This window comes from Vibrio tubiashii (assembly GCF_028551255.1).
GTDB classification, from domain to species: domain Bacteria; phylum Pseudomonadota; class Gammaproteobacteria; order Enterobacterales; family Vibrionaceae; genus Vibrio; species Vibrio tubiashii_B.
The window spans coordinates 549128-560677 of sequence record NZ_CP117030.1; the positions used below are offsets into that span (position 1 = coordinate 549128).

Sequence of the window (11550 nt, forward strand, 5' to 3'; positions counted from 1 at the left end):
GTTTAGAGTTAAATCTGAATAAAGGTGGCGTACTGCTCGGTCGTGAGCAGCAAATAGCCGAAAAGGGCGACGAAGGCTCCACCGATAAGCTGGATCGCTTTAAAAGGGTGCTTTGAAGGGATCAGTTCAGCTATGGAATCTTTACCTTTAACCGCGAGGCAAGCGATAATACTGGTGGTAATCGCAGTGCCGATTGCCATCATAATTGCACTAATGATACCGACTCCGCGTAGCCCCACCATGTTCGAGAACAGCAAGATCATCACTGCACCAGTACATGGCCTCAAGCCCACTGCCGCAATAATGCCATATAGACCATGTTTGTTTACAAAAAGTGGTGCTTTGGAAGCGGCCTTAACCATAAGGACCACGCCAAGGCAAACAACACAGAAATAGCTAATTCGAATCGCCGATGCAATTGCACTATGCACTTCACGCATGGTGGCGGAGAACATTGCCAACATAAACTCGACAATAACAATCGCGACACAAGCTTGCAGCATAGCTGTCGTGACCGTTATGAACATTGCTTTTGAAACGGTGCCACGATTGGTAATAAGGTAGGAGCTAACTAAAACCTTGCCGTGTCCAGCACCTAGTGAATGCAGTATTCCATAGCAGAAGCTGACACCGATAAACCACAGCATGGCACCTTGCTTGTTTTCCTCAATATCATAAATAAGTTCAGCGAGTTCATGATTTAAGATGCGTTGCCATTGAATCGCTTTGACCATAATCACAGGCCAGTAAGTGACCAATAGATAAATAGAGGCTAGGGCTAAGCTGACGTATATAATTTTAGTTTTATTCATTGGTTTGGCAGTCTAAATAAACGGTTTGTGTAAAAAGCTGGCCGAGTGCATCATCTGGATCGGCATCAATTGGTAGTGCCATTGCGTAGGCCATTTGTTCTGGGGTTGGATCAGGTTTTTCTAACTTGATCTGGCACTTCATATTGGCATCTAAATGAATGGCATCAACACTATTCCAGCTCATATCCACGTAATAAGTCGGATCAAAAATCAGCAGTTTTAGCTCGTCACTATCAAGGGGTAATGGTTTAGCTAACGGCAAATCAAATCTTAGTGTGGCTTTGCCTCGTTTTAAGGTGAGTTCGGGATCAATCGCTTTACGATATTTAATAGGTTTTTCACCTTGGTAGAAGTAGGTAAAATAGTGGCTGCTTAACATATTCTCTGCGATAGAGTGAGCTAGCTGTTTGAGCATGTTTGGATCAGAGCGATCTTCACCATCGAGCATATAGGCGGTGGTCATGGCATCGAACTCCCACACCATATATAGGCCAGTTATCTCGTGTTGGTTGCCTTGAATATAGGTATTCATCTCTACCCAAGAATGTGGGTGAGCAACAGCTTGAGCACAGTAAATCAGCAATAAAAGGGCTGCATTTTTCATGATTACAACTTTTGATTGTCAAACAAAAGGCTGCGATCGCAGCCTTTAACGTTACTTTAAACAGCTCGTGAGGCTGTCCGAGATTGACTTAAGGAAAGCAAAGTAACTGCCCTTTTTCACCTCAATATCGCTACCCAATGGATCAAGAGAACCAATTTTCGCATTTGTACCGCGAACGGTAGATTCGATAACCGCTGGGGTAAACTGAGGCTCTGTGAATACACATTGAACATTCTTTTCGTTGATGGTGGTACGAATCTGATTGAGCTTTTTCGCGCCAGGTTTGCGCTCAGGGTCAACAGTAAAATGGCCAAGTTTCTTGGTTTTGAAGTAATCTTCAAAGTAACCATAAGCATCGTGAAAGACGTAATAACCATCGTTCTTAATTGGCTTGAGATCATAGTTGATTGCGGATGCCGTCACCATCAAGTTGTACTGAAACTTCTCAAGGTTATGCTGATAAGCGAAGGTCTTTTCAGGATTAAGTTGTACTAATCGCTCGGTAATTAAACGTGCGACTTGAATCGCTTGGCGAGGGCCGAGCCATACATGTGGATCAAAGGTACTGTGATGATGACCACAGCCGCACTTCTTACCAAACTTGCGTAACTCAACGGATTCTTGGTCTTGGATTTTTAAAGCATTATCAACGCCACTGATTGGTTTCACAAGGAAACTTTCTAAATCTTCGCCAAACCATACGACTAAATCACTCTGTTTAAGGCGGGTAAGATCAGAGGGTTTAAGTGCATAATCGTGCGGTGAAGCGTTGGCAGTTAACAGTGTGCTAGTGGTATCGCCCTCAACGATGATCTCATGAGCGATCATCTCGATCGGCTTAATGGTGGTCAAGACGCTAACCGCTTGCGCTTGCACAGAAGCGACCATCAATGCAGCGGTAGCCATTCGTTTAATCATTTTTGATCTTTCCAAACTTAAAAAAGGCGGCGTAATGCCGCCAAAGAGGGGTTAAAGGGTAATCCAGCGGTTTTGTGTCGCTAAGTGCGTAAACAGATTCTGATTAAGCTGGTAAGTAGAGAAGTTTTGAACATTCGTGCTGATAACTGTAAACATGGTTTCCTCGGAGTAAAGCGTGTACTTAAGTCAATCGGTGGGTTAACAACCGCTCTTAATCAATTCGAAGGTGTACTTTCCATTATCTGGCTCTTGAAACACTTTTATATGGCATCTATTGCCTTTCAGTGGATCACTTTCAGCATCCTGACCTGTTGGCTCTTTAAGCATAATGGCTGTTTCACGTTTTTGAGTGCCAGTATTAAAGGAATTGATTTCATCACTTTTGATATTGACGATAAATACATTGGTTAGATCAAGCACGCGTGCAAAGTTTGCTGCTTCGTTAATAATGTGACCGTAATTAACCCAAACCTTCTCGTCTTCTTTCTTCTCATCGTCATGCGTTTCAACTACGGTTTCAAACAGTTTCTTCTTATGGTCACCGTTAAGAAATGCCTTGCCATAAACCATAGAGTCTGCACCTAATAAGGCACCCTGAGTTGCTTGTAAGGTTGATAGTCGTGCTTCTTTGGTAACTTCCATATACTTCGGCAGTGCAGCTGCCGCTAAAATCCCTAATACGGCCACAACAACAACGAGTTCAATAAGAGTAAAACCTCTTGCTTGTTTCATTTGTATTCTCCGATTAGTGTTTGTTGGGAGTGACTGCGGTTTTGAGTCGCTCCATAGAATATTGATTGGTTGGGGTTAAACGCCGCTTAGCTCGATTAACAGTAACTCCAGCTCGGGTAAGCTCTTCAATGAGCCAAGGTTGATGCGCTTGTTGCCATTAACCACAATGGTTGGCGTTGCGTTGATGTAGTACTGCTTAGCAAGTTGGTCAAAGTTTTCGATATCCGCACGTACATCTTCACAGCCGTTACGAAAATCTGTTGCGTCACCACCGCAGCGCTCAATCAGGTCAGCTAAGTCTTCACGGTTGCGAGGAGCGGTACTAGGACGAACATGGATGCTTGAGATGAGCTCATTGACATAGTCGTGACCGATCTCTTGGCGATTAGCGGTCGCGATGCTTGCCTGAATATCTTTACCTAGTGGGCCGAAATCTACTGGCACGTCAATAAAGTTGATGCCAGCACGCTCAGACATAGTACGAATTGGGGTGTGCACAATGGCACAAGGGCGACAAAACGGCGTGTAGAAAATCTTTACTTGTGGTTCGCTAGTTGGCTGTTGGTCGAGAGTGACATAATGAACATTCTCTTCGAAGCTACCTGCATGCGCTTTTGAAGTATGTTTTGCAACAACAGAAAAAATCACTGCGATACAAAGAAGGTAAAAGCAAAGGGTGTTTTTAACTTGCTTAGATACTTTCATAAATGACCTCTTAGATAACAAAAAAGGCCCGTAGGCCCTTTGTTTAGGAAAAGAAGTGCCATCCATGGCACTTTAGCAGTTGCTCTTTACTTGAATGAGTAAGTTAGGCCAGCTGCAGCCATTGTGTCTTTGCTGCCTTTACCTTTGCGAGACTCAGCGTAGCCGAATGAACCTTTAGCCATCCACTGTTTCTCAGCACCGAATGCGTAACCAACACCTACTGCAACAGCTTTAGAACCGTTAAACTCAGCAACACCAGCACCAACACCTAGACCGCTGTGACCAAATTGCATTTGAGACATAGCACCAACCATTGCAGTACCGTTAGATACACGGCCTTCCATTGTGTCGATCTTGCTGTCTAGACGAGCCACTTCTTGCTTAAACTCAGCTTCAGCTTGACGAGCCCAGTCTTGCGCTGCTTTAACGTCTGTATCGTATTGTTTTGCAGCTCGCTCAACCTCTTCCGCTGCCTTTTTTACATCATCTTCAATGTGAATTGGTGGCACTGGTTTAACGTCATCAGGAGAAACGATTGCCTCACGCGCATTGCCATTTTTGTCTACGGCAATAACTTTGGAAGGTTCACCGTTAGCACCAACTTCAACTTGATAAGATGTCCCAGTTTTTGGATCAACAAATACACCCGAACCATCTTTGTTTACTTTGCCGACTTTGTTCTTACCTTGGTAAATACCGCCGTTAGCTTTAACGGTTAAACCATGTTCATCTACAGCAGCACGTGCGGCTTTAACCAAGTCATTTTTCATTACAGGTGAGGCTACTTTAGTTTTTTCCATTATGTCGTTTCCACGGAATGGGATTGTAGCTTCTCCTACTTTAGTAAGATTGCCATAGCGATCAAATTCAACAGCAACTTTCTTTCCTTTCATACCATCGTCAACAACTACCTCAAAACGGCTTTTACCACCTTCAGATTCACTAATGTCTTTGATTGTATGGATTGAGCCGTCCTCACCAATTACTGTTGCAGAACGCCCCCCTTCAATAACAGTAAAGTTGTCACGGATTTCTTTTTCAACCTGCTCCGCGTGAATCGGAGCGACTGCAGCCAAAGCCGCGCCAGAGAATAAAGAAGTTACTGTAAGAGCAAGAATTGTCTTTTTCATGATATTTCCAATAAATATTTGTACAAATGTTAGTGATTGAGCGTGAGGAGGATTTGCTCCCCACGCTAAATTTCAAAAATGGGATTAGAAGCTGTACTGAACGCCGATTTTGAATACGTTGTCGTTCTTGTACTTGCTTGACATGCTGTCTGAGTAAGTTTCACCGTCGCCAGAGATGGTTCCACTGCCTTTAAGGTGCGTACGTGCTTTGTAGGTGTACTGAGCGTATGGCTTAAGGTCGCCAAATGACGTGAGCACTGCTTTTAGCTCTAGCTCTTGGGCTTTAGCGGTTGTATCGCCGTTACCCGCTATCGCCGTTCCATTGAAGTCAGTTTTCAAGTAACCATCGATTTCGCCGCGCTTAACGATGTAGTTTGCTGATAGGTCTACTGTATCCATCACGTTGTAACCAACGGTTAGGTCAACACGGTGAACCTTAGACTTATGGCTGCCGTTACCATTCGTTTTGCCAGTGTTGTTGTATGCAGAGAACTCACCTTTGCCATCTGAAATTTCGTAGCGGTAACGCGCTGCTGTGTATAGGCCGTTATCGAATGTGTAACCGCCTTTGATGCCAAATTTGGCAATATTGCTGTCTTTGTAGGTTGCTTCGCCGTTTACACCGTCTACTGCTAGGTTGGCGTTGTACTTGTACTCTTTTGAGTAACCTGACGGCACGGTTAGGTCGAAAGATGGCATGATGAATGCGTTGCCCATCTCAACCTTGTAGTCCAAAGAGAATGTTGTCTCTTTGTGGCGTTTTAGGTTTTCAGCACTAACGATTTCAATACCACCTGCTAATCCGCCAATCACTTGATCGTGGAACTTAAGTGTCGTTTCTTTGTTGTTGCCATGCGAAGCTTCAAGATCGAAAGCTGCGCCTGAGAAAGAAGTTAATGCTGCTAATACTGCTGTTGCTACTGCTAGTTTTTTCATGTTTATACCTATGTAAATTTGATAATGAAAAAACCATCCTTGGGTGGCTCAATATTGGGATTTTCCAGTATTTCCGTTTCATTCCTGAGCTCGAAAGGAATAATACAGTGTTCGAATTCGTTTGTGAACCCTTAATTTGCAAAAATGATCAAAAAAATTAATTAACAATGGTCGTGAATAGTTTTACAAGCTTATTTTAATAAGTTGTAAATCAATTATGATTTTATTTGTGGGAGCGTGAGTACTATTGATGGTAGTGTTGAGTCATGGGTGGATGTCGTGAATTGTCAAATAAAATCAGAATTGAAATTTATGATCTGGAGAATAATCATAACTAGGGAGAGCAACGCTAAAGCATCTTTTGATTCTTTGCTGATATTCTGAGCAGTGGCTTTATGTTGGTGTATCGCCGCCATGTAGACCGTAAAAAATGGAAATAGAACGGTTGATACTTAGGCAAATTTACTGAAGCAGCTCTAACCATTTTTGCCACTCACTGGCCTTACAAACGCAAAAAAGGCTCAGAGGTGATGATCTCTGAGCCTTTTGGTAGGGTATTGGCAAATAGCTAGATAGCTACTCTCAATTATGATTTAGATTCAGTTTGCTCTAGATTCGCTTCACCGACGACAACAACATCACCGGTTTCTTCATCTAGGTATGCGCCGATTGGTTGAAGTTGCTCTTCCTCTGCAGGTGCGGTTTCTTGTTCACCTACAATAACCACTTCGCCAGTCTCTTCATCTAAGTAAGCGCCAACTGGCTGAGGTTCAGCGATAACGAATTCGTAACAGATCTTCGCGTCAAAAACACCAGCAAGTTTGTTAGACTCACCCGCAATTTTCCCAGGTTGGTTTTCCGCTAACCAATCGTTAGTTGCTCCGCGAAGTGGTGCTTCTTCTTTAGAACCAAAAATTCCTGAATTCTGATAACAAGCAAGCAGTTTGTTATCACTAAAGCGGTGTTTTGCAACTCTGTATTGATGGCCGTCCGGTGCGTTGTAGATCGCGTCATTTGAGGTTACGTCGTAGGTCACCAATTGACGAGCGCCTTGTACATCGTTGTAAATAGAGCAGCCGCCTAGAGTAGAAGCAGCGACAATAGCAACAAGCAAAGACTTAACAGTAGTTTTCATTTTCGATTCCTATTTATTTCGTATTAAAGGACGTGGAGCGACCTTAAATGTCGTGTTTTGCATCGATAAGGCATAAATGAAACCTTAGAGACGCAAATATGGATTAAATTCTGATAGTTATGAGCAGTTTATGTTGAGAGCTTGCTGCCTGGCTTAAAGGACAAGCTCCACCACTCGACCAATTTGGTATTTCATTTTGTCAGACTTGCGCTGTTGAAATAGATAGCGCTCGTTCGCCTGTTGCCAGCCTGAAGTGAGCAAGCAACTGGTATGATCCCCAGTTTCAGCTGACGCCTCTAAGCAGGCTTGGCTGATGGAATGACATTCACTATAATTTTGACTGATAGACTGGTTTACCTCGTGGTAATAGTCTGCGCAGGAGCTAAGGTATGAAGTGCTAACTGAAAAAACACAGCATCCGACGAGCGCACCGGTTAGTGCAGTAGAAAATACGTTCATTATCGATTCTCCGCCGCGATAGCTTGGCCGAGAGAAGTATTGCTAAACGCACTTAGCGAGTCGTTAATTAAACGAATGATGCCTGGTAGCAACAAACCGTCGCTGAGGTTTTCCTCAACTTTTTTGTTGATCAGACCCATAGTGATGTTGAGAAAGCGATAACCTTTTAGCTGTTCATCTTCCGTACCATGAGTAATCAGTCTGTTTCCAATTAGAGCATGGCTTAGGAGTATCTTTTCATTCTCACTCGCACCTTGAGTTTGTAGAGGCGTAAACTTAACCGCCTTCGCTCGTGTGTTGTGCGACTCAACCATAGCTTTTATCGCTTTAGCAAAATTGAGGCTGTGAGCTATACGGTGATGCTTCTTGTCATTGCCAAAGTGACGATCAAGCAGCTTTGCATTGTATCTACCCAACACGTGGTTGAGCCAAATTGAAGGAAATAGAGATTGAACAATTGAACTGATCATTTTTCACCTCGACGAACAATATTTAGCACATACACTATCTTTTACTATCAAGATATAAGCGCACACCTGTAGCTATGCCTTCTAGCAACTTATCCATGGCGACGACATCAATTTCGCCACCAGATAAATCACGTAAAGATCCATCGACTAGCTTTAATCCGTTCTTTCCTTGTTGGATTGTTAAAGGGATTCCCCAAATACCAGAAAATCTTTCTGCCTTAGCACGAACTGTTTTCAAACGGTGGGCATCAAGTTGAGTCACGGCTAGCATGCCTCTTGTGGTTTATTTGTTTTGGTCACTTCAGTTGCTTGAAGTGAGATTGATTTAGTCGGCATAAATAGCAATGCCAAACCAAGTAGCAAAGAGACAACACCAAATACGGCATGCATGGCGCTGCCAACTAACACAGTGCCTTGAATAGCAAGGCTTGAAGCAGTGCCAATTTTAAATGCGGCCTTCAACCTTGCACTGACGATCGCAAAGCTAGCAATCATGCACATGCTGTAAGGAACCAAGAGCAAAGTAAATGCTGCCATATGGGATCTTGGAGTAACAAAGTTTACAGTGGCTAACACAATCAATTGGCAAACCAGGAGGTTAAGTGCCATTAGGCCAAGGTATTGTCGACGATTTAAGGTTGCATTTTTAAACGTAAACACCGACTTAACTAGCTGTTTCATTGTTGTTTCCATTCCTACTTTGTTACGTGAACTGATTTACCTTGAATCCCGCGTGGTGCAGTCGTTGCGGTAATCAACTCAGAGAGTGATGAAACGTCATGAAGCTTAACTTGTTCTGTCATATTTGAAACAGGTGTAACGTTAAACAGGGCTAAAACGGCAAGAGTGATAATTTTCATACTTGTGTAATCCTGTGAATCACATTTACCAGATTGGCAAATGTTTTGTGTTAATGTTTCATTGGGTGGCTTGTATCTACATGTTAGTTTCAATAATGACTATTAATGTCATGTTAATGTCAAAGATAATCATATGTGAAATGTTTTAATGGATTAAAGACGATTGTGGTGAATTGAATTGTTTTACATAGGAAAGTCTAGGACTTAACCTATTTGCCTAACACTTTGATTTTTGTTGGATTCATGTTCCAAGAACAAGGCGAACGAATAAAGAGAACAGAGTAAGTACTGAAATGCTGAGTAACCATATAATCACAAACCAGATTATTCTAGATGTTTTGTTGCTCATTAATGATACCCCTCTCCATGCTTCAATCGTCCTCTAAATACCCAGTAAGAATACGCGCTATAGACGATAATCATTGGTACTAAAAAGACGGCGCCAGCTAATAAGAAGTTGAGGCTTGAGTCTGGGGCCGCGGCATCATAATAAGTCAGCGAAAAGGGAATCAAATAAGGGAAGGTGCTAATTCCAAACCCAACTCCAGATATCACAAACAAACCGATACCGAATAGGTAAGCTTTAAGCCCTTTATGTTGCATGAGAGAAGCAAAAAGTTGCCAGATGAAGCCCGCAGCACAGATTGGTATCAACAGGAACACCAGTGTTTTGGGAAATGAAAACCATCTTTCAAAAATGAGTTCATTTATAAATGGAAGCCATATGCTCACAGCCACGATACTTGTTGTCATTATTAAGCCACATCGTTTGGCTATATTGTAGTAGCGGGTCGTGAGGTCTTTGGGCATCTTAATAATAAGCCAGCATGCTCCAAGTAGTGAGTATGCGGAGAGTAAAGCGAAAGCACAAAATAAGCTGAAAGGGGTCAGCCAATCAAACCAACTGCCACTAAAAGATCTTCCCTCGATATCAATACCCTGAAGAAGAGCTCCTAGCATGACTCCCTGCATTAAGGTTGCGAGTAGGGATCCAATAAAAAACGCACCATCCCAGAGAAACTTGCCCCGTTTGGTCCTGAACCGGTATTCAAAGGAAACCCCTCTAAGAATTAGCCCCAACAGCATAAGGATGAGTGGCGCGTAAAGCGCAGGCATAACAACCGCATACGCAAGTGGAAACACCGCAAAAAGACCACCACCACCGAGTACAAGCCATGTTTCATTGCCATCCCACACTGGCGCAATACTGTTCATCATTAAATCTCGTTCGTTTTCACTATGAGCACCAGGAAACAAAATCCCAATGCCTAGGTCGAAACCGTCGAGAATGACGTAGATAAGTACAGCAAAGCTGATCAGTCCGTACCAAATCAAGGCGATATCCATAAGACTTTCCTAGGTTAAGTGATTGGAGTGGGAAACAGGGGAGGATTCAGTACCATCTGGTAGTCGACTGTCGAGCGGCTGTTCATACTTAGTAGGCGATTTACGCATCAATCTTATTAGATAGAAGAAGCCTGCTCCAAAGATAATAAAGTACACAATGACAAATGCCGTTAAAGAGATGCTAATTGCTGCTGCGTTTATGGGAGATGCGGATTCAGAAGTGGTCAATAACCCGTAGACAGTGTAAGGTTGGCGGCCAACTTCAGTCGTTATCCATCCGGCTAGGACGGCTATGAAGCCAGCAGGGCCGAAATGTACGCATAATTTGTGGAACCAAGTAGCCTTGAAAAGCTGGTTTTTTGCACGTAACCAAAGACTTAAAACGCCAATTATTAGCATGCCAAAACCAATGGCGACCATCACTCTGAAACTCCAGAATACTATTTGCACAGGAGGGTGATCGCCTTCAGGAAATGCATCTAGACCTTTCACTTCGCCATCCCAGTCATGTGTGAGAATGAAGCTACCCAACTTTGGTATCTCAACAGAGAAGTCCACTTGTTTGGTACTATCGTTTGGGATTCCAAACAGTATCAAAGGAGCGCCTTTATGGCTTTGATAGTGTCCCTCCATTGCAGCTATTTTCGCTGGTTGATGCTTAAGGGTGTTAAGACCATGCACATCACCAGCAACGATTTGCAGAGGGGTAACAATGGCTGCCATCCACATCGCCATAGAGAACATAGTTCTTGCTAATGGGTTGTGAGGTGCTTTGAGAAGGTGATATGCCCCAACAGCCGCCACGACGAAAGCGGTAGTTAAGTACGCTGCGAGCAACATGTGAACGAGTCGGTAGGGAAAAGAGGGATTAAAGACGATGTCAAACCAACTTTCAGGAATGAATTGACCAACCTCGTTGATCGAATAGCCAGCGGGCGTTTGCATCCAGCTATTTACGGAAAGGATCCAAAATGCAGAGAGAAAAGTCCCGAATGCGACGATACAAGTAGAGGCAAAGTGAAGTGTTTTACCCACTCTCTCCATGCCAAATAACATCACGCCTAGAAAGCCCGCTTCTAGGAAAAATGCAGTGAATACCTCGTAACCCATCAATGGACCAAGTATAGGGCCGGTTTTGTCCGCAAATACGCTCCAATTGGTGCCAAACTGATAGCTAAGAACGATCCCACTCACGACTCCCATACCAAAACTTATCGCAAAAATCTTTAACCAGTACTTGTACAGTTGGATAAATTTGTTGTCGTTGGTTTTCAACCAAAGTCCTTCTAAAACAGCTAGGTAGCTTGCTAAACCTATAGTAAAGGCAGGAAAAATAATGTGGAAGGAGACGGTAAAAGCAAACTGGAATCTGGCTAGGTCTACGGCAAGTGAGTCCATAATTTTCTCCTCTGTATGCTCTCTTGCTTACGCTCAATCGTCAA

Annotated in this window: 15 protein-coding genes; all 15 read right to left on the bottom strand. The window is 43.2% G+C overall.

What is annotated here, in order from left to right; genetic code table 11:
* Window positions 1-8: 8 nt before the first annotated feature.
* The 15 genes from LYZ37_RS17840 to LYZ37_RS17910 all read right to left on the bottom strand — a co-directional run bounded on the left by LYZ37_RS17840 (window position 9) and on the right by LYZ37_RS17910 (window position 11506).
* On the bottom strand, window positions 9-812 hold the full coding sequence (locus LYZ37_RS17840) for a nickel/cobalt transporter (protein ID WP_272788179.1): 804 nt from the start codon (window positions 810-812) through the stop codon (window positions 9-11).
* Window positions 805-1416 (bottom strand): DUF1007 family protein, encoded by a 612-nt coding sequence (locus LYZ37_RS17845; protein ID WP_272788180.1) that lies wholly within the window; start codon window positions 1414-1416, stop codon window positions 805-807. Before LYZ37_RS17845 ends, LYZ37_RS17840 begins: the two co-directional genes overlap by 8 nt.
* Before the next feature lie 51 nt (window positions 1417-1467).
* Window positions 1468-2349, bottom strand: a complete 882-nt coding sequence (locus LYZ37_RS17850; protein WP_420794637.1) for a zinc ABC transporter substrate-binding protein — start codon at window positions 2347-2349, stop codon at window positions 1468-1470.
* A 183-nt stretch (window positions 2350-2532) separates the two neighbouring features.
* Window positions 2533-3066, bottom strand: coding sequence for a type IV pilin protein (locus LYZ37_RS17855; RefSeq protein ID WP_272788182.1), 534 nt, complete (start codon window positions 3064-3066; stop codon window positions 2533-2535).
* A gap of 75 nt (window positions 3067-3141) precedes the next feature.
* Window positions 3142-3771 carry a disulfide bond formation protein DsbA gene (locus LYZ37_RS17860; RefSeq protein ID WP_272788183.1) on the bottom strand — a complete coding sequence of 210 codons (630 nt, stop codon included), beginning with the start codon at window positions 3769-3771 and terminating at the stop codon, window positions 3142-3144.
* A gap of 86 nt (window positions 3772-3857) precedes the next feature.
* On the bottom strand, window positions 3858-4901 hold the full coding sequence (locus LYZ37_RS17865) for a YadA-like family protein (protein WP_272788184.1): 1044 nt from the start codon (window positions 4899-4901) through the stop codon (window positions 3858-3860).
* Between the two features lie 84 nt (window positions 4902-4985).
* Window positions 4986-5837 (bottom strand): hypothetical protein, encoded by an 852-nt coding sequence (locus LYZ37_RS17870; RefSeq protein ID WP_272788185.1) that lies wholly within the window; start codon window positions 5835-5837, stop codon window positions 4986-4988.
* A gap of 586 nt (window positions 5838-6423) precedes the next feature.
* Window positions 6424-6972, bottom strand: a complete 549-nt coding sequence (locus LYZ37_RS17875) for a hypothetical protein (RefSeq protein WP_272788186.1) — start codon at window positions 6970-6972, stop codon at window positions 6424-6426.
* Window positions 6973-7125: 153 nt separating this feature from the next.
* Entirely contained in the window at window positions 7126-7431 is a 306-nt protein-coding gene (locus tag LYZ37_RS17880; protein WP_272788187.1) for a hypothetical protein, read from the bottom strand.
* Window positions 7431-7901: a hypothetical protein gene (locus LYZ37_RS17885; RefSeq protein WP_272788188.1), complete on the bottom strand. Its 471-nt coding sequence runs from the start codon at window positions 7899-7901 to the stop codon at window positions 7431-7433. Before LYZ37_RS17885 ends, LYZ37_RS17880 begins: the two co-directional genes overlap by 1 nt.
* A 34-nt stretch (window positions 7902-7935) precedes the next feature.
* Window positions 7936-8172, bottom strand: coding sequence for a hypothetical protein (locus LYZ37_RS17890; RefSeq protein ID WP_272788189.1), 237 nt, complete (start codon window positions 8170-8172; stop codon window positions 7936-7938).
* Window positions 8166-8582 carry a hypothetical protein gene (locus LYZ37_RS17895; RefSeq protein WP_272788190.1) on the bottom strand — a complete coding sequence of 139 codons (417 nt, stop codon included), beginning with the start codon at window positions 8580-8582 and terminating at the stop codon, window positions 8166-8168. Before LYZ37_RS17895 ends, LYZ37_RS17890 begins: the two co-directional genes overlap by 7 nt.
* A gap of 14 nt (window positions 8583-8596) precedes the next feature.
* Window positions 8597-8761, bottom strand: coding sequence for a hypothetical protein (locus tag LYZ37_RS17900; RefSeq protein ID WP_272788191.1), 165 nt, complete (start codon window positions 8759-8761; stop codon window positions 8597-8599).
* A gap of 348 nt (window positions 8762-9109) precedes the next feature.
* Entirely contained in the window at window positions 9110-10108 is a 999-nt protein-coding gene (cydB, locus tag LYZ37_RS17905; RefSeq protein WP_272788192.1) for a cytochrome d ubiquinol oxidase subunit II, read from the bottom strand.
* A gap of 9 nt (window positions 10109-10117) precedes the next feature.
* Window positions 10118-11506, bottom strand: coding sequence for a cytochrome ubiquinol oxidase subunit I (locus tag LYZ37_RS17910; protein WP_272788193.1), 1389 nt, complete (start codon window positions 11504-11506; stop codon window positions 10118-10120).
* Window positions 11507-11550: the final 44 nt, after the last annotated feature.

Coding starts and splice junctions, on each gene's coding strand:
- LYZ37_RS17840 (WP_272788179.1), bottom strand. CDS start 812: ATGAATAAAACTAAAATTATATACGTCAGCTTAGCCCTAGCCTCTATT.
- LYZ37_RS17845 (WP_272788180.1), bottom strand. CDS start 1,416: ATGAAAAATGCAGCCCTTTTATTGCTGATTTACTGTGCTCAAGCTGTT.
- LYZ37_RS17855 (WP_272788182.1), bottom strand. CDS start 3,066: ATGAAACAAGCAAGAGGTTTTACTCTTATTGAACTCGTTGTTGTTGTG.
- LYZ37_RS17860 (WP_272788183.1), bottom strand. CDS start 3,771: ATGAAAGTATCTAAGCAAGTTAAAAACACCCTTTGCTTTTACCTTCTT.
- LYZ37_RS17865 (WP_272788184.1), bottom strand. CDS start 4,901: ATGAAAAAGACAATTCTTGCTCTTACAGTAACTTCTTTATTCTCTGGC.
- LYZ37_RS17870 (WP_272788185.1), bottom strand. CDS start 5,837: ATGAAAAAACTAGCAGTAGCAACAGCAGTATTAGCAGCATTAACTTCT.
- LYZ37_RS17875 (WP_272788186.1), bottom strand. CDS start 6,972: ATGAAAACTACTGTTAAGTCTTTGCTTGTTGCTATTGTCGCTGCTTCT.
- LYZ37_RS17880 (WP_272788187.1), bottom strand. CDS start 7,431: ATGAACGTATTTTCTACTGCACTAACCGGTGCGCTCGTCGGATGCTGT.
- LYZ37_RS17885 (WP_272788188.1), bottom strand. CDS start 7,901: ATGATCAGTTCAATTGTTCAATCTCTATTTCCTTCAATTTGGCTCAAC.
- LYZ37_RS17890 (WP_272788189.1), bottom strand. CDS start 8,172: ATGCTAGCCGTGACTCAACTTGATGCCCACCGTTTGAAAACAGTTCGT.
- LYZ37_RS17895 (WP_272788190.1), bottom strand. CDS start 8,582: ATGAAACAGCTAGTTAAGTCGGTGTTTACGTTTAAAAATGCAACCTTA.
- LYZ37_RS17900 (WP_272788191.1), bottom strand. CDS start 8,761: ATGAAAATTATCACTCTTGCCGTTTTAGCCCTGTTTAACGTTACACCT.
- cydB (WP_272788192.1), bottom strand. CDS start 10,108: ATGGATATCGCCTTGATTTGGTACGGACTGATCAGCTTTGCTGTACTT.
- LYZ37_RS17910 (WP_272788193.1), bottom strand. CDS start 11,506: ATGGACTCACTTGCCGTAGACCTAGCCAGATTCCAGTTTGCTTTTACC.